Below are 16,564 nucleotides of genomic sequence, written 5' to 3' on the forward strand. Positions count from 1 at the left end.
TCCCATCCCGAACTCAGAAGTGAAACGATGCATCGCCGATGGTAGTGTGGGGTTTCCCCATGTGAGAGTAGGTCATCGTCAAGATTAAATTCCGAAACCCCTATCTGCTGATGCAGGTAGGGGTTTTGTTTTGCCCGCAGGAAAAACCTGCGAAAGCTCGAAATAAATTTGCACAGTTATTTTTGAGCTGGAGCACTAGAATAGCCCCACCTCAGTTGAGTCAGAGTTGTTTATGCCCGACCCGCTGGACACCCATCGGCTGTCAGAACTGCCTTTAGGCGAACTGGTAGCGTGCCATGAGTGCGACCTGTTGATGCGCAAGCCTCGACTGTCCCATGGCGAGAAAGCCGAATGCCCCCGTTGTGGATATGAGCTCTACGCCCACCGGCCCAATGTCGTCGAGCGTAGCCTTGCCTTGGTCATCGCTGCCCTGCTGTTGTATGTACCCGCGAACTTTCTACCCATCATGCAGCTCAACCTGCTCGGTCAATCTTCCCAGGACACCGTGTGGAGTGGCGTGGTCGGCTTGTTCGATAGCGGCATGCAAGGCATCGCGGTGGTGGTGTTCCTGTGCAGCATGGGTGTGCCACTGCTCAAGCTGCTGTGTCAGTTGGCTGTATTGTTGACCATTCGCTGGAACGTCGGCCGCAGCTACGGCTTGTTGCTGTACCGCATTTATCACCACCTGCGAGATTGGGGAATGCTCGAGGTCTATCTCATGGGCGTGTTGGTGGCCATCGTCAAGTTGGCAGACATGGCCGCCATCACCGTGGGTCTGGGGTTGGTGTGTTTTATCAGTTTGCTGCTGGTTCAGGTCTGGTTGGAGGTGGTGATGTCGCCGCATCAGATCTGGCAAGCGTTATCAGGAGAGGATGCCCATGCGGGCGATTGATGCGGGCATTCTGATCTGTACCGAATGCCATGAATTGAATCGGCTGGATGCTGACGCCGACGCGCAAGCCTGTACCCGCTGCGGAGCGCGGATTCATCCCCGTCGCCCGAACAGCTTGATGCGTACCTGGGCGTTGTTGGTCACCGCCGCAATTCTTTACATCCCGGCCAACATGCTACCGATCATGACGATCAATTCCCTGGGCCATGGTGCCCCCAGCACCATCATGGCCGGTGTCATCGAGTTGGTGCAGCACGGCATGTTACCGATTGCCGCCGTGGTGTTCATCGCCAGTATCCTGGTGCCGACCTTCAAACTGGTGGGTATTGCCTTGCTGTTGTTTTCCGTGCAGCGGCATCAGCCCATGTCTGCAAGGCAACGCATCCTTATGTACCGTTTCATCGAATTCATTGGTCGCTGGTCGATGCTGGATATTTTCGTGATCGCGATTCTGGTGGCGGTGGTGAATTTTGGACGACTCGCCAGTGTCGAAGCCGGTCTCGGCGCGATTGCCTTTGCCAGCGTAGTGATTTTGACAATGATTGCCGCAGTAACCTTCGATCCCCGACTGATTTGGGATAACACGGAGTCGGATAACGACCATGACTGATTTGCCTACCGCTAAAACCCGACCGGCCTCTAACTGGTCGGCCATCTGGGTCCTGCCGTTGATTGCCTTGATCATCGGGGGATGGCTCGGCTGGCGGGCTTATAACGAGACCGGGATCGAGATCAGCGTGCGCTTCGAGAGCGGCGAGGGTATCCAGATCAACAAGACCGAGGTGGTCTACAAGGGTATGCCGGTCGGTAAAGTGAAAGCCCTTACTCTGGACGACGAAGGCAGCTCGAAGGGGGTGGTCGCGACCGTTGAGATGAACAAGGACGTGGAACAATACCTCAAGACCGGAACGCGTTTCTGGCTGGTCAAGCCAAGCGTGAGCTTGGCCGGGATCACGGGTCTGGAAACCCTGGTATCGGGCAACTACGTGGCAATCAGCCCGGGTGACGGAGAGTCCAGTCGCAAGTTCAAGGCCCTGTCCCAAGAGCCGCCGCTGTCGGACGCCAAGCCGGGTTTGCACCTGACCATCAAGGCTGACCGGTTGGGTTCGCTGGATCGGGGCAGCCCGGTGTTCTACAAGCAGATCCAGGTCGGGCAGGTGAAGAGCTACCAGCTCTCTGAAGATCAGAACACGGTGGAGATCAAGGTTTTCATCGAACCGACCTACGCCAGCCTGGTGCGTAAACACACGCGTTTCTGGAATGCCAGCGGCATCAGCATCGATGCCAATCTCTCAGGTGTCAAAGTCCGCAGCGAGTCCCTGGCGAGCATCGTGGCCGGTGGTATTGCATTCGCCACGCCGGAAAGCCGCAAGGACAGTCCGCCGACGGACCCCAGCTTGCCGTTTCGTCTTTACGAAGACTTTGACGCCGCGGCTGCCGGTATTCGCGTGAAGGTCAAGCTCAGCGACTTTGAAGGTTTGCAGGCCGGCCGTACACCGGTGATGTACAAGGGCATCCAGGTCGGTAGCCTGAAGAACCTCAAGATTGACTCTGACCTGTCCAGCGCTACGGCTGAACTGACCATGGACCCACTGGCCGAAGATTACCTGGTAACCGGCACTCAGTTCTGGGTCGTCAAGCCGTCGATTTCCCTGGCGGGGATCACCGGCCTGGAAGCGCTGGTCAAGGGCAACTACATTGCCGTGCGACCCGGCGACAAGGGCGCGGCCCCCCAGCGTGAGTTCGAAGCCAGGGCGAAGGCGCCGCCGCTGGACTTGCGTTCGCCCGGCCTGCATCTGGTGCTGTTGACTGAAAACCTCGGATCGCTAGAGGTCGGCAGCCCGATCCTCTACAAGCAGGTCAAGGTCGGCTCGGTGCAGAGCTACCAATTCTCCCGCAAGAAAAAGCAGTTGATCGTCGGTGTGCACATCGAGAAGGAATACGAAGGGCTGGTCAACGGTTCGACGCGGTTCTGGAACGCCAGCGGCATTACCCTCACGGGAGGTCTGACGGGGGGAATCCAGGTCAAGAGTGAATCGCTGCAAAGCCTGATGGCTGGCGGTATCGCCTTCGAAACGCCGGTGCCCAATGTACCGTTGAAGAGACGTGTCCCCCGCTTCCGCCTGTTCGAGAACCGCGAAGCCGCGCAACAGAACGGCACCGTGGTGACGATCAAGGTCGATCGTGCCGACGGTTTGCGCAGCGGGACGCCGATTCGCTACAAAGGGTTGGATGTGGGCAAGGTCGAGGACGTTGATCTCAGCGCCGATCTACAGTCGGTGCTGCTCACTGCTCGCATCACTGAAGTACCGGAGCGTATCGCCCGGGTTGGCAGTCAGTTCTGGGTCGTCAAACCCGAACTGGGGCTGATCAAGACCTCGAACCTGGAAACACTGGTGACCGGTCAGTACCTCGAAGTGCAGCCCTCGGTGAAAAACCTCGGACCACAGAAGAACTTCGTGGCCCTTGCCAGTCCACCGGAAAGTGCCGTGCCCGAAGCCGGTTTGAGCCTGGTGTTGAGCGCTGCCCGCCGTGGTTCGTTGAAGACGGGCGTTCCGGTGACGTACCGAGAGATCACCGTGGGCAAGGTCACCGGTTATGAACTGGGCCAGACTGCGGACCGGGTGCTGATCCACATCCTGATCGAACCCAAATACGCGCCGCTGGTACGCAGTGGTACGCGATTCTGGAACACCAGCGGTTTCGACATGGACTTCGGCCTGTTCAAAGGCGCCACAGTGCGGACCGAGTCGTTGGAGACGTTGATCCAAGGGGGCGTCGCTTTCGCGACACCGGATGGCGAGAGCATGGGCAGCCCGGCGCGGCCGGAGCAGACCTTCCCGTTGTTCGATAAATTCGAGGATGAGTGGCTGACCTGGGCGCCGAAGATCAAGCTCGGTAAATAACGGGTCAAGTGATGGCCTGTTCCGACGTCATCGCGAGCAGGCTCGCTCCCACAATGATCCGTTGCAAACACAGCTCCTGTGCCTGACACGAATCCCCTGTGGGAGCGAGCCTGCTCGCGATGACGGCGGGACAGTCGATACAAGTGCTTCAAAAAAAAGGCCGCGATCCAATGGATCGCGGCCTTTTTCATTTTCCGAGACTTACCTCACACCGGATCCAGCTCCGGCTCATCGGCCTCTACATTCACCGTGGCTTTCACCACATCATGGCGGCGGATGTACTTCCAGTCCGCTTCGTCGATGTAGATACCGTTCGGGCCGCTGCCGCCTTCCAGGTCGATGGCGACACTGGCACAGACCTGCGGCTTCACACTCGCCAGGATCGGCACGAAGCCCAGTTGCAGACTGGTTTCCAGCAACGCTGCCTGGTTCTTTTCATCGATGTCCGCCGCCTCATCCAGGTAGTACGGCAGGCGCACGCGACCGGCCTGCTCGCGGTCCATCAAGTGCAGCAACAGGTACATGTTGGTCAGCGCCTTGATGGTCATGGTGGTGCCGTTGGAGGCCGCGCCATCGATGTCGGTATGGATCACGGGCTGGCCGTTGACCTTGGTGATCTCGAAGGCCAGTTCGAACAGGTCCTTGAGGCCGAGCTGGTTGTGGTTCGCCGCCACCAGGCGCGCCAGGTATTCCTTGGCTTCTTCGTTCTTGTTGTCCTGCTCGGCGCTCTGGCTGAGGTCAAACACCGAGAGGGTCTCGCCTTCCTCGTATTGACCGGCGCTGTGGATGATCTGGTCGATGTGCTTGAGCGCTTCCTTGTTCGGCGCCAGGACGATGCGGAAGCTCTGCAGGTTGGACACCTGGCGCTTGTTGATCTCGCGGTTGAACAACGCCAGTTGGTGCTCGAGGCTGTCGTAGTCGCTGCGGATGTTGCGCAGGGTCCGGGCGATGTCAGTCACTGCCGCACGGCGAGCCTTGCCCAACGTCAGGGCTTCGTCGGTACGGTGGGCATAGGCGTTGATCAGCAGTTGCAGGCGGCGCTCCATGTCGTCTTCGCTGTCGAACTTGGCGACGCCCTTGAGGCGCACCTGGGCGTACAGTGCCTCGATCTGGCCGTCCACCCGCAGCAAGCCTTGCCAGCTGTCCTGATAGTCATTGAGCAGCGGCAGCAGGTTGTCCATGGAGTCGTCGACCGGGTCCATGAACGGCGTGCCGAACGGCAGGTCAGCCGGCAGCAGTTGACGGCGGCGCAAGGCGTCGTCGAGGGTGCGCTGCTTGGCTTCCATATCGGCAATCTGCCGGCCCACCAGTTGCAGTTTGGCGGAAAGCTGCTGGACACGCTCGGTGAAGGCGTCGCTGGAGCGCTTGAGTTCGTCCTGGGCGGCTTCCATCTGTGCCAGTTGCTCGAGCTTTTCGCCTTCTTCGGCGCTCAGGGTCTGGCTGCGACGGAAGTCTTCCAGGGCCTTTTGCGCGTCCAGTACCTGCTGGTACAGCGCTTCGGTCTGGGTCTTGCTCGCCGCACGGTCGGCGGCCACGGCCTGTTGGGTCTTGAGTTGCTTGAGTTCTTTCTCCAGGCGCTCTTTCTGGTCCCGCAACGCGGCGCGGTCGGCCAGGGCTTGCAGGGCCGGTGGCTCGATGTGGGACAGGTCGATGGACAGGCCCGGCACTTCGAAACGCTCGCCCTTGAAGCCGTCGAGGATCAACTCCATGGATTTGACCCATTCGCCGTTCTCGTCCAGCGCGATGCCATGCTCGCCCAGCGGTAGGCTGAACAGGGCGCTGTTGAACAGGCGCATCAGGCGCTCGACGTCCTGCTGCGAGAACTCCTCTCGCAGGCGGGCGTAGCTGTTGTTGTCGGCATGATCGAGTTGCTGCTTGACCGACTTCAGGCGTTTTTCCAGATCCCGCAGACGCTCTTCCAGGTCTTCGGCGCTGAACTGCCGGGACTGGGCCAGGGCGCCGGCCAGTTCATCGTGGGCATCCTTGGCGGCGAGCAGTTGCTGCTCCAGGACCTTGACGTCATCCACCAGGGCGAAGCGATGCTTGAGCACCGACAGCTCGCCGAGCCAGCGCTGGATCCCCGTGATTTCCCGCTCCAGGCGCATCAGCTCCTGGGTGCTGCCGCGCTGGTCGTTCTGCAGCGAATCCTGTTCGTTGCGGTAGTGCTCGGCCTGGATGGTCAGCTCTTCCTTGCGTGCACCGGCGTAGTCCGACCAGGTACCCAGCAACGAGTCGAGCAAGGGCGACAGGCGATGCAGTTTGCCGCGCAGGATACCGCGCTGCTTCACGCCATTGGCCAGGGCTTCCACCAACGGACCCGCTGCCACCAGGGAGTTGTAGTCCTGCTCCATGCGTCGCACGTCGCGGAAGGCTTCTTCGCACGCGGCGATGTAGTCCACGCTCCCTGAACGCAGGCTGTGCTCGAAGGCATCGAGAAACAGCTGCTTGAGCTTGGCCGCGGTGATTTCGCGCATGTGCAGCAGGTTGATGAACAGCGCTCGGAAAGTCTTGAGGCTTTGCTCGCTGGTGGAACGCAGCGGGATCAGCGTCAGGTCCAGGGGAATCGAGGTGTGACCACCCACCAGCAGGCGCCGCAGTTCATCGGGCTTGAGTTCGTAAGCCTTGAGGCCTTCGCGCTCCAGGTTGGTGAACAGCTCTTTCTGACGCAGGCAGGTGTCGTTTTTCTGATAGTGGGCCAGGTCCAGTTTGCCTGCGTAGGCAAAGAACTGGTGACCGAAACCGCCGCCGGGGCCGCGACCGACCACGCCGATCACATGAGGACCGTGGGGCAGGGCGACTTCCACCAGGATGTAGCTGGTGTCCGAGGCGAAGTAGAAACGCCGGGATTGCTCCAGGCTGTACTTGCCGAAGCTCATGTCCGACATACGCGCCAGGATCGGGAACTGCAAGGCGTTGATCGAGGCGGATTTACCGAGGTTGTTCGCGCCATACACCGACAGCGGTTCTTCCAGCGGGAACAGGCCGAGGCTGTAGCCGGCGGTGTTCAAAAGGGCAAAGCGGCGGATGCCGTAGCGTTCCTGGCTCATGCGTCGGTCTCCTGTTCTTCGGCAATGGCGCGGGCCAGTGCGTCTTCTTCGCTTTCGTCTTCAAACGGTGCCAGGTCGAGCGGATCGTCGGTTTGCAGCAGCTTCTCATCACTGTCTTCGTCGATCAGTACCGGCGCCGGCAACGGCAGCACGCTGTGCACGCTGGCCGCCAGGTCGCGGTCCTGCTGGACCGACAGGCAGACATCGAGGAAACGGTGCATCGGCGGCAGGAAGCGGTACACGCCGTTGTCTTCACTGGCGAAGCCCAGTTGGGTCATGCGGCGCATGATTTTTTCTTCCAGCTCTTCCTGGGTCTGCACCTCGGCCTGGATGAACAGGTCGCGGTACTTTTCCAGCAGCGAAGGCAGCTCATCGCGGCCCAGGCTGCCACCGTCGAGTACGGCAATCGGGTCGCGGCCCTGGTCGGCCAGGTGCTCGACGAGGATGAAGGTGAACAGCGCCAGGCGCTGGGCGGTCTTGTTCACCGCCGCAGCGGCCAGGTCCGGCACGAAGTAGTAGAAACCACGGGTATCGCACACCAGTTCAAAACCCAGGGCCTTGAACAGCGTGCGGTACTGGTCCTGGAAATTCGACAGTTGCGCGTACAGCTCCGGGTCGCGGCGGCTGACGTGGTAACCCTTGAACAGCTCGCGAAAGATCGGCGCCAGCTGGGACAGTTCGGATAGATCAAGATGCATGGGGGATGCTCGCAGAATCCTCGGCAGCGTCGCGGGCCGAGAGCAGGGCGAAGGAGCGCAGGCTGACCTGATGCTCGTGAGTGTGGTATTCGCGGCGTTCCAGGCGCTCGCGCTTGAAGCGTTTTTCCCGCGACAGGCGCGAGAACCAGTACAGCAATTCGTCGGTGGCGCCGTCCGGCTCCTGCTCCAGCAGCCAGACCATCAGATCCGGCAGCGGCAGGGCATCTTCGCAACGCTCGACCATCTCGCGCACGGTGCGCGGCGCCCGTGGGGCATCGCCGCCCTTGTGGGTTTTGTGGGACTTGGGGAAGCGCGCCGGTTTCGGCTCGAAGCGGGCCAGGGCGTAGACATAGGCTTCAACCTGGCTGGCGCTGCCGAGGAAGGTGCTTTGCGGCCGGGTGAACAACGGCATGGCCGCCTGCGGCACGGCATCGATGCCTTTGCGACGGATGGCAGCCAGGGCCAGGGCTGCGCCACGGGTCACGGCGTTGTGACGACGGGCCTCTTCGCGCAGCGGCAGGAGCAGTTCACGGGCATGGCGCAGGGTCAGCTGGGCGCTGGTCTGCATCTCGAGAATGCGTGCGTGGGTACGCAGCAGCATGTCATCGTCCACCAGGTGGCCGAGGCGCTGTTGTTCGGTGAGCATGCGCAACAACACATTCTCGACCTTGCGCACGCCTTGCTCGAACGCTCCGTCGGCGTTAACCAACTGGATCATCGGTTCGACGTACTCGTCCCAGGTCGCCAGCACTTCAGCGTAACGTTGGCGCAGCGGGATCTGCCGGTCGCTGGTCTTGGCCCGTTCGGCCACGGCCACCAGGGCCTGCTCATCGTTGGCAAGTTTCTTCAGGACGTCCCGCACGCGCATGTCGAGCAGGCGCAACTGGCGGGCCAGGTCGTTGCCGTCGCGCACGTCGAAGGCGTCCTGGATATAGCCGGCCAGACGTTCGAGGTGGCGCAGGTAGGCTTCGATCTCCAGGCACAGGCCCAGGCGGTGTTCGCGGCGCAGGTAGGCGAGGAAGTCATGGATCTGGGCATTCAGCTCGAAACGGTTCGGGCTTTTTGCCACCGGCACGAGGATGTCCAGGCGGATCCACACGTCCAGCAGGTTGGTGATGTCCTGGGGCGTGCTGTCCAGCTGTTGGGCGGCCAGTTGTGAACGCAATTCGTTGAGGCTCAGGGTGCCCTGGTCGAAGTGCTCGCACAAAGGTTCCAGCAATGCCCAGTGTTCAGCGAGGGCGCGCAAGACGCGCTTGGGTTCGATCATCGCAATGGCCGTCGGGTTGGCAATTAAAAGGGGCGATTGTACTGCATCGGGCCGGTTGCGATTCACCCCCGAGACGGACTGTCGTCTGTATTGCCCAACTATTGACTCAACAAGGAAGCGATCCGCGTCGAAGGGCGGTAGAATCCCTTCCACTTTCAGTTATCCACAAGTGGCCGACCCTTGCTTATCGAGTCCCGTCGCCGCGCCTATCTGACCGCCATGCAGGTGGTCAATTGGCTGCCGCGCACCGAATTGCCGTTCGCCGCCCCGTCGCGGCCTGAGCTGTTGGAAATGCCCGAGCCGGCAGAGATCGCGCCGGTGGTTGCGGCTCCCGTGGCCCGGACCGTGGCCGAGCCGGCAGCGCCTGTGGCCGAACGGCCGAAAATCGAAGTGCCACGGCCTAGCCTGGCCTCGACCCGCACCGGCGCCAAACCGGTGGAGGACGCGCCGGAGGTGCCGGCCCCTGCCAGGGTCGCCCCGGTCCCGCCACCGCGCTTCGCCCTGCAATTGCTGCGTGCCGGACGCTGCCTGCTGCTGGTGGAACTGCCCACCGGCGAGCCATTCCAGAGCCGCGATCCCGCGTACCTGCTACTCAAGGACATGTTGCGTGCCGCCGGTCTGCCAGACAGTCCACAGATCGTGGGTGAACCGGTGCGCTGGCCGCTGTTGTCTCGTGGGACGATGGACCAGGGGCCGGAAGCTGCACGGGAGTTCGTCCAGGGTTTTGTAGCGGCGCGGCTCGAAGACGCGCCCTGCGCGTGTTTGTGGTTGGTCGGCCTGCCGGCGGTGAAGTTTGCTGGCGAAGCGGACGCGCAAGCGTTCAATCGCGAGCTGCAGATCGAAGGGCTGGGGGTGGCCTGGGCATTACCGGGCCTGGAACTGTTAATGGAAACGCCACAGCACAAGGCTGAAGTCTGGCAAGCCATGCGCCGGCTGATGGCGCGCTGGAAAGAATCGAATGAGTGATGCTGTTTCGTTTCGCCCGATGACCGAGGCGGACCTCGACGCTGTACTGAAAATCGAATACGCGGCCTACAGCCACCCTTGGACCCGGGGGATATTTCTCGACGGTCTGGGCAAGTACCAGATCTGGCTGATGTTCGAAGGCCAGCAGCAAGTGGGGCACGGTGTGGTGCAGATCATTCTTGACGAGGCGCACCTGCTCAACATTACCGTCAAGCCGGAAAACCAGGGCCGGGGGCTGGGCTTGCGCCTGCTGGAACACCTCATGTCGATTGCCTACAAGGCCGAGGCCCGGGAGTGCTTCCTGGAGGTGCGCGACAGTAACCGCACGGCGTTCCGGTTGTACGAGCGCTATGGCTTCAATGAAATCGGCCGGCGGCGGGATTACTATCCGGCCGTGGGTGGACGTGAAGACGCAGTGGTCATGGCTTGTACGCTGGTGGATTGAAGCCAGCATAGAAGGCTCCTGTGGGAGCAAGGCTTGCCCGCGATAGCGATGGGTCAGTTGTCGAGCTATCGACTGTCCTGGCCTCATAACGGGCAAGCCATGCTCCCACAGGCGTATAGGCAGCCTGGAGGGCTGCGTTTCACTCAGCGCTTGCCATCCAGTGGGTCGATATCCGCCATCTCGGCCTCGTCCAATCCATCGCCCCCGCCAATGTCATTTTCATCCACCACGCTCAGGTCCCAATCGGCCTGCTCGTCGTCGCCGGCTTCGTGGGCATCCCGGGCACCGTCTTCCCGGATCAGTGTCTCGGGGCTCATGTCATCGTCGGTCGGTTGATGATCATCCGTCGAGGCGCCGGTCATGCCGGCCTCGCGGACGCGCTCACGGGGCATCAAATGTTCGCGTTCGTTTTCCGGCAACTCGTCACCAATCTTCGCGCTGGGCTCGTCTTCATCGAATTCCAGTTCATGCATCGAACCCATGCGGTCTTCGTTGTCATCGATGGGCTCCGGTTGCGCCGCATCGAAAGGACGTCGTGAATCATTCATGGCAACTCTCCTACTTTGGGCCTTACTGGATGGACCGGTAGCCGTGTCGAGAATTCCAACGGCATTGACGAAGTGACCTCGACAGCCGCTCCGTTGTCAAAGATGCGCACTGTTCTCGAGGGCAAGACAGCATGAACGAACTACAAGATCTGATTGATAACAACGCGCGCTGGGCCGATGCGATCAAGCAGGAGGATCCTGACTTCTTCGCCAAGCTGGCTCGTCAGCAAACCCCTGAATACCTGTGGATCGGCTGTTCCGATGCGCGGGTGCCGGCCAACGAGATCGTCGGCATGCTGCCGGGCGATCTGTTCGTGCACCGCAACGTGGCCAACGTGGTGCTGCACACCGACCTCAATTGCCTGTCGGTGATCCAGTATGCAGTGGACGTGCTCAAGGTCAAACACATCCTGGTCACCGGCCATTATGGCTGTGGTGGCGTGCGGGCCTCGATGCAGGATCGCCAGCTGGGTCTGATCGATGGCTGGCTGCGCTCCATTCGCGACCTGTATTACGAGCATCGCGAAGCGTTGGCGCAACTGCCGACCGAAGAGGAACGTGTGGATCGCCTGTGCGAACTCAACGTGATTCAACAGGTGGCCAACGTCGGCCACACCAGCATCGTGCAGAACGCCTGGCATCGCGGACAGAAGTTGTCGATCCATGGTTGCATCTATGGCATCAAGGACGGGCGTTGGAAAAGCCTGGACACCACGATCAGCGGTTTCGAGCAATTGCCGCCGCAGTATCGCTTGCGTCCGGTGGGCGCCCCCTGATCTGACTGGCGTCAGTCGCGGTGACAGCGGCGGCGCCAGTGCTTCAGGAACTTCATGCCCTGTTCGTTGGGCGGTTCGTCATAGCCAGTGATCCAACCATGGCAATTGGACGAACCGCACCGACAGGCAAACTGCCGGTAGAGCTTCTGTTCCGTGCTGGCGTGATCCATCGTCAGGCAGTCGCCTGCGTGGATGGGCGTCAGCGCCCATAACCACAGTTCGCTCATGTCGAGAAAGACATTCGGGTTGCAGGAATGCAGCAGCAATCCGGCGAAGTGCGGGTCATACATATGGATGTCCGGCAGGACCTGCACGGTATGCGGGCGGCGCCGCCCCACCAGCAGCCCCGATACCCTGCACATCCGCTCCATGGGGGCGAACCTTTTCCGGGCGATAACGGCATTGCCGCGGCCGTTGGGGGTGCGTAGCACTTCGAAATCGCGGGCAGACGGATAACCCAGGCGGAGGCTGAGTGCTTTTTCCGGGTAAATGCAGCCCCGGTCCTGTGAAAAGGCTTTATCTGCAACGAAGATGGTCATGACAGTCCTTGTCGGTACAGGCCGACTTGCTGCCGTTGGCGTCCTGCCAACGGTCGTGAGTGACCTGGGTAGCTTCCTCCAAGTCCGGTGGGACATCTACTGTCAACTCTGACAGGCGCCAAAGGCGCTTTCCTGTGTGAGCGAAGGCTTACACAGGAAAGTGGACCCGTGGCGAGGGCATATGTCCCCTCACCACGAGGCCTTCAGGGGTTATACCGGCTCGGATGGCAGCGGCATGGGCACCTTCAACTGCGGAAGTTGCGACTTGATCGCCGGCGTTTCGCATTTTTTCGCCGCGTCCTCTGGCGACAGCTTGCGAATCGAGGTGTAGAACAACTCGCAGGTTTTTTCCTTTTGCGTGACCTGCCAGGTCTGCGTGCACTGGTTCAATTGAGTCGTCGGGTCGCTGCTCGGCTTGCTGCCCATGCCGGCTTGCCAGCAGGCAGCGCTCAGGTCCTGGCCCATGACTTTCAGGCCTGCCGCGTCCGCCTTGGCTTCGTCGCCGCCATAGCTTTCCGGGTCGGCGGCGTACCAGATGTAGCTTGGGTGGTTGGAGCCCAGGACTGGAACCTTGACGCCAGCGGCGGGAGAGATGGTCGCCAGGCCGAGCACCGCCACGGTCTGGCCGTATTGGGTCTTGATCCAGTTCCGCACGGGGGCACCAAAGGCCACCATTGGCAGCGCGGTTCCGCTGGTGCTCTGGCTGACTTGCTTGACCATGGTGGTCTGGTAGTCGTTGAAGTAATCGTAGACACCCTCCAGCGTCGCGCCGGCAGTGGACGGAGCCGCGATGGGGGCGATGTCGATGATGGTCTGGTAAGCCGGCGTCTGGTCGGCGGCAATGCCGTTGGCCGTCAGCAGGGTGGCCCAGCGATCGGTGGTGGCTGATTCCAGGTAGTCCTGGGCCTGGGTCAGGGAATAATCAGGCGGGAAGTGCAGCAGTTCGATGCTCTTGCGGTTTTCCAGGGCCATGCCCAGCGGCAGGAACAGGTACCAGTTGTAGGCCCATTTCTTGTCGTCGTTGAGCTTCGTGGCCCCCTTGTACGCCAGGTCACCGGCATCGAGCAGTTTGCTCAAGGGTTGGCCATAGGCTTTCGGCACGCCGCTGATGTGGGCGTAGACCTTGCCGTTGTCGCGTTTGACGCTGACCTTGGCCGCGCCGTAGCCGTCACGTTGAACGCTCTGGGTCAGGTAGTGCTCGACGGTCTGTTCCAGCGTCCAGTTGCGGAAGCAGATGACGTTGCAGTTGTTGGGGTAAGCGAAGAGGCGAGTGACGCGTTCGGTACTGCCAAGCTGTACATCGACGTCGGCCCCGTGAACGGTGGCACTCAGGGCCAGGGCGGCAAGGGGAAATACTGCGAGTTTAGACATGCTCAGATCCTTTTCAGCGTTTGAGCCCTTCGAACAGGGCGCCCCCATACTGAAACAGACCGAGCCGAAGAAGAAGTGGGCCGATGTAAATATCGGCCCTTTTTTATGGCTTTATGGCATCACTGGCGGCAAATAGGCCAATGTCGTCCCGAGCGCCCATAGCAGCACCAGCACCAAGGGGGTGTGCACCAACAGTTGCACGAAGGAAAAGCCGATCAAGTCCCTGGCTTTCAGCCCCAATACACCCAGCAGCGGCAGCATGTAGAAGGGGTTGATGAGGTTCGGCAACGCTTCGGCGGCGTTGTAGATCTGCACCGCCCAACCGAGGTGGTAATTCAGGTCATTGGCCACCTGCATCACGTAAGGGGCTTCAATGATCCACTTGCCTCCACCGGAAGGAATGAAGAACCCCAGGATTGCCGAGTAGACCCCCATCAACAAGGCGTAGGTGTCGTGGGAAGCGATCTGTACGAAAAAGGTCGAGATATGGTGGGCGAGTGTCTGGGCATCGCTGCCCTTGACCGTGGTCAGCAGCGCGGCGATGGAGCCGTATAGCGGGAACTGGATCAGTACGCCGGTAGTGGTCGGTACTGCGCGGGCCACCGCATCGAGAAAACTGCGCGGGCGCCAATGCAGCAAGGCGCCGAGCATCAGGAACAGGAAGTTATAGGTGTTGAGCCCCGAAATCGCGCTGATCGCCGGCTTGGTCGAAAACTCGTGGAACAGCCAGCCGGCGGCCAGCAGCACCAGCGCGATGGTCAGCAGCGGGCTGTGCTCCAGCCATTCCCCAGGACGGGTACGGGGTTGCAGGGCCGGCATGCTGAAGCTGGGATCGATCCCGCAAGCGGCGGCGTCACGGGCGCTGTTTGGCCCTGGGGCGGTCGCATAGGCAACCAGCAGTGAAATGACGATCAGCGCCAGTAACATCACGCCGGACTGCCAGAGGAAGATGGTCTGGGTGAATGGAATGACGCCGGTGATCGACAGGATCGACGGCGGCAGGCTGGCCGGGTTGGCTTGCAATTGCGCGGCCGACGACGATAACCCCAAGGCCCACACCGCGCCGAGGCCCAGGTAAGCGGCGGCGCCGGCAGCGCGATAGTCCATTTTCAGATCGGTGCGGTGGGCAAGGGCGCGCACCAGCAGGCCGCCGAAGACCAGCGACAGGCCCCAATTGAGTAACGAGGCGACCATGGAGATCAACGCCACCCAGGCCACTGCGGAACGCCCGTTCCTTGGGATGCGCGCCAGGCGATCGATCAACCTGACGGCGGGTGGCGAGCTGGCGACCACGTAGCCACCGATCACGACGAAGGCCATTTGCATGGTGAACGGGATCAGGCTCCAGAAGCCATCGCCGAACGCCATGGCGGCGGCCGTAGGCGTGGCGCCGATGAACTGCGTCGCCAGGGCGACCACCAGCACTGCCAGCGCGGCAAAGACCCAGGAGTCGGGAAACCAGCGTTCGGCAAAACTGGAACAGCGCAAGGCGAAGCGGGCGGAGCGGCTGTCTTGGATGTCGGTGGTCACGGCGATTACCTCGATTCTTATGATTGCTTTTATGGGGACGGGTATCTGGAGCGGAGAGGCCCCGACAACGGTAGAACAATCCACTGACCATGAAAGACGGGCCTGGGTTCGCGAGCCTCTTGGAAAACGCCAGGGCGACCAATGGCACTCTTCAGAAAAAAGTCGCCGCGCCGATGGCATGAGAACAGCTTGTCAATTCTCCTGCCACCCGGAGCATGCTTATGTTCAATCAACGCTTGAAGCAGGAGCTGACGGCCCTGCGCCAAGAACTGTCCAGCCTCATGCAAGTGAAGGAAAGCCTGGACCGTGAAATGCTGGCGCTCACCCTTGATGCCGAGGGGAGGGTGCAGACGGTCAATCAGAAGTTTCTCGATGAAATGCACTACAAGAGCCAGGACCTCATTGGCCGGGGTGTGGAAGACCTGGTGCCGTCCTATCTGAAGTCCAATGAGTTCCAGCTTCGCTTCAAGACGGCATTGACCCGTGGTGAGCATTTTTCCGGTGCCGTGCGCCTGCTGCGGGGCAATGGCAAGGAAGCCTGGCTGCGCTCGATCCTTCAGCCTGTAAAAGGAGTTGATGGGCGAGTTCGTTATTTTTCGATGTATTCCAATGACCTGACCCGTACCATCGAAGGTTCTCGCGAGCATGAAAACCTCATTGGTGCGTTGGTGCGTTCAACGGCGGTGATCGAGTTTGATCTGGACGGTCACGTACTGACAGCCAATGACCGTTTTCTCAACGCCATGGGTTATAGCCTGGCGCAGGTCAAGGGCAAGCATCACCGCACCTTCTGCGATCCGGAGGAATACAACAGTCCCGCCTACCAGCAGTTCTGGAAACGCCTGAACAGCGGCGAGTTCGTCGCCGGCCGCTTCAAGCGCCTCGACAGCAATGGTCGTGAAGTGTGGCTGGAGGCTTCCTACAACCCGGTGGTCGACGCCAACGACCGACTGTACAAAGTGGTCAAGTTCGCCACCAACATCACCGACCAGGTCAACCAGGAAAAAGCCGTCGCCGAGGCCGCCAACATCGCCTACAGCACGTCCCTGCAAACCGACAGCAGCGCTCAGCGGGGGACTACTGTGGTGACCCAGGCCGTGGACGTGATGCGCGACCTGGCCCGGCACATGCAAACCGCCGGCGAAGGTATCGAGGCGCTGAACGAGCAATCCATGGTGATCGGCACCATCGTCAAGACGATCAGCGGTATTGCCGAGCAGACCAACCTGCTGGCGCTCAACGCTGCTATCGAAGCCGCCCGTGCCGGCGAACAGGGCCGAGGCTTTGCGGTGGTGGCCGATGAAGTGCGGCAACTGGCGTCGCGTACCAGCCAGGCCACCGATGAAATTGTCGGCGTGGTTCGCCAGAACCAGGACATGGCGCGTAATGCCGTCTCGTTGATGACGGACGGTCAACACCAGGCCGAACAGGGCCTGGCCCTGGCAGCCGAGGCGGGGACAGTGATCGTCGAGATCCAGGATGGGGCAAAGAAAGTGGTCGATGCCGTGAGCCAGTTTGCCAATCAGCTGTCGAGCTGAGGCAGGTGTTATTGTTTTTTACATATTAATTATTGTTTTAC

General features: G+C 60.9%; 13 protein-coding genes, 1 rRNA gene and 2 pseudogenes. 9 read left to right on the plus strand and 7 right to left on the minus strand.

Going from position 1 to position 16,564, the window contains the following annotated elements; genetic code table 11:
- The 4 genes from rrf to FGE05_RS10700 form a co-directional block, all read left to right on the plus strand.
- Window positions 1–84: ribosomal RNA gene (gene rrf, locus FGE05_RS10685) — 5S ribosomal RNA — on the plus strand; the annotation flags it as partial.
- 148 nt (window positions 85–232) lie between these two features.
- The gene (locus FGE05_RS10690) at window positions 233–892 is read left to right on the plus strand and encodes a paraquat-inducible protein A (protein ID WP_139644705.1); all 660 of its coding nucleotides are present in this window, start codon (window positions 233–235) and stop codon (window positions 890–892) included.
- The gene (locus tag FGE05_RS10695) at window positions 879–1,502 is read left to right on the plus strand and encodes a paraquat-inducible protein A (protein ID WP_139644706.1); all 624 of its coding nucleotides are present in this window, start codon (window positions 879–881) and stop codon (window positions 1,500–1,502) included. Before FGE05_RS10690 ends, FGE05_RS10695 begins: the two co-directional genes overlap by 14 nt.
- On the plus strand, window positions 1,495–3,798 hold the full coding sequence (locus FGE05_RS10700; protein WP_139644708.1) for a PqiB family protein: 2,304 nt from the start codon (window positions 1,495–1,497) through the stop codon (window positions 3,796–3,798). The genes FGE05_RS10695 and FGE05_RS10700 overlap by 8 nt, the downstream gene beginning before the upstream one ends.
- A 206-nt stretch (window positions 3,799–4,004) precedes the next feature.
- Here the strand turns inward: FGE05_RS10700 and mksF are convergent, their stop codons facing one another.
- From mksF to mksB, 3 genes are read right to left on the minus strand one after another with little or no spacing between them, the layout of a single operon-like run.
- Complete coding sequence (gene mksF, locus FGE05_RS10705; protein ID WP_139644710.1) at window positions 4,005–6,845, minus strand: Mks condensin complex protein MksF; 2,841 nt, start codon at window positions 6,843–6,845, stop codon at window positions 4,005–4,007.
- Window positions 6,842–7,543, minus strand: coding sequence for an Mks condensin complex protein MksE (mksE, locus tag FGE05_RS10710; RefSeq protein WP_024778194.1), 702 nt, complete (start codon window positions 7,541–7,543; stop codon window positions 6,842–6,844). The genes mksF and mksE overlap by 4 nt, the downstream gene beginning before the upstream one ends.
- Window positions 7,533–8,810 (minus strand): Mks condensin complex protein MksB, encoded by a 1,278-nt coding sequence (mksB, locus tag FGE05_RS10715; RefSeq protein WP_139644713.1) that lies wholly within the window; start codon window positions 8,808–8,810, stop codon window positions 7,533–7,535. The genes mksE and mksB overlap by 11 nt, the downstream gene beginning before the upstream one ends.
- 180 nt (window positions 8,811–8,990) lie before the next feature.
- On the opposite strand from mksB, the gene FGE05_RS10720 reads away from it, so the two are divergent.
- Both FGE05_RS10720 and rimI read left to right on the plus strand, forming a co-directional pair.
- Entirely contained in the window at window positions 8,991–9,776 is a 786-nt protein-coding gene (locus FGE05_RS10720; protein ID WP_139644715.1) for an energy transducer TonB, read from the plus strand.
- Window positions 9,769–10,221: a ribosomal protein S18-alanine N-acetyltransferase gene (gene rimI, locus FGE05_RS10725; protein ID WP_003205585.1), complete on the plus strand. Its 453-nt coding sequence runs from the start codon at window positions 9,769–9,771 to the stop codon at window positions 10,219–10,221. The genes FGE05_RS10720 and rimI overlap by 8 nt, the downstream gene beginning before the upstream one ends.
- A gap of 143 nt (window positions 10,222–10,364) precedes the next feature.
- Here rimI and FGE05_RS10730 read toward each other — a convergent pair whose 3' ends face one another.
- Window positions 10,365–10,769, minus strand: coding sequence for a serine kinase/phosphatase (locus FGE05_RS10730; RefSeq protein ID WP_139644717.1), 405 nt, complete (start codon window positions 10,767–10,769; stop codon window positions 10,365–10,367).
- 131 nt (window positions 10,770–10,900) lie between these two features.
- Here FGE05_RS10730 and can point away from each other — a divergent pair, with 131 nt between their 5' ends.
- The gene (gene can / locus FGE05_RS10735) at window positions 10,901–11,545 is read left to right on the plus strand and encodes a carbonate dehydratase (RefSeq protein WP_041023284.1); all 645 of its coding nucleotides are present in this window, start codon (window positions 10,901–10,903) and stop codon (window positions 11,543–11,545) included.
- An 11-nt stretch (window positions 11,546–11,556) separates the two neighbouring features.
- Here can and FGE05_RS10740 read toward each other — a convergent pair whose 3' ends face one another.
- From FGE05_RS10740 to FGE05_RS10750, 3 genes are all read right to left on the minus strand, one after another.
- A complete protein-coding gene (locus tag FGE05_RS10740) occupies window positions 11,557–12,084 on the minus strand; it encodes a lysine methyltransferase (protein WP_139644719.1) in 528 nt (175 codons plus the stop codon).
- 210 nt (window positions 12,085–12,294) lie between these two features.
- A complete protein-coding gene (locus tag FGE05_RS10745; RefSeq protein ID WP_139644721.1) occupies window positions 12,295–13,455 on the minus strand; it encodes a hypothetical protein in 1,161 nt (386 codons plus the stop codon).
- A gap of 111 nt (window positions 13,456–13,566) precedes the next feature.
- Window positions 13,567–14,985: a short-chain fatty acid transporter gene (locus tag FGE05_RS10750; RefSeq protein ID WP_139644723.1), complete on the minus strand. Its 1,419-nt coding sequence runs from the start codon at window positions 14,983–14,985 to the stop codon at window positions 13,567–13,569.
- A 311-nt stretch (window positions 14,986–15,296) separates the two neighbouring features.
- Between FGE05_RS10750 and FGE05_RS30365 the strand changes: the two are divergent.
- A pseudogene (locus FGE05_RS30365) lies at window positions 15,297–15,983 on the plus strand (PAS domain-containing protein); the annotation flags it as partial.
- Between the two features lie 108 nt (window positions 15,984–16,091).
- Window positions 16,092–16,523: pseudogene (locus FGE05_RS30370) on the plus strand (methyl-accepting chemotaxis protein); the annotation flags it as partial.
- Window positions 16,524–16,564 lie beyond the last annotated feature (41 nt).

It is taken from the genome of Pseudomonas sp. ICMP22404, assembly GCF_006227205.1.
Lineage (GTDB): Bacteria > Pseudomonadota > Gammaproteobacteria > Pseudomonadales > Pseudomonadaceae > Aquipseudomonas.

Coding starts and splice junctions, on each gene's coding strand:
- FGE05_RS10740 (WP_139644719.1), bottom strand. CDS start 12,084: ATGACCATCTTCGTTGCAGATAAAGCCTTTTCACAGGACCGGGGCTGC.
- mksF (WP_139644710.1), bottom strand. CDS start 6,845: ATGAGCCAGGAACGCTACGGCATCCGCCGCTTTGCCCTTTTGAACACC.
- mksB (WP_139644713.1), bottom strand. CDS start 8,810: ATGATCGAACCCAAGCGCGTCTTGCGCGCCCTCGCTGAACACTGGGCA.
- rimI (WP_003205585.1), top strand. CDS start 9,769: ATGAGTGATGCTGTTTCGTTTCGCCCGATGACCGAGGCGGACCTCGAC.
- can (WP_041023284.1), top strand. CDS start 10,901: ATGAACGAACTACAAGATCTGATTGATAACAACGCGCGCTGGGCCGAT.
- FGE05_RS10695 (WP_139644706.1), top strand. CDS start 879: ATGCGGGCGATTGATGCGGGCATTCTGATCTGTACCGAATGCCATGAA.
- mksE (WP_024778194.1), bottom strand. CDS start 7,543: ATGCATCTTGATCTATCCGAACTGTCCCAGCTGGCGCCGATCTTTCGC.
- FGE05_RS10745 (WP_139644721.1), bottom strand. CDS start 13,455: ATGTCTAAACTCGCAGTATTTCCCCTTGCCGCCCTGGCCCTGAGTGCC.
- FGE05_RS10700 (WP_139644708.1), top strand. CDS start 1,495: ATGACTGATTTGCCTACCGCTAAAACCCGACCGGCCTCTAACTGGTCG.
- FGE05_RS10690 (WP_139644705.1), top strand. CDS start 233: ATGCCCGACCCGCTGGACACCCATCGGCTGTCAGAACTGCCTTTAGGC.
- FGE05_RS10730 (WP_139644717.1), bottom strand. CDS start 10,769: ATGAATGATTCACGACGTCCTTTCGATGCGGCGCAACCGGAGCCCATC.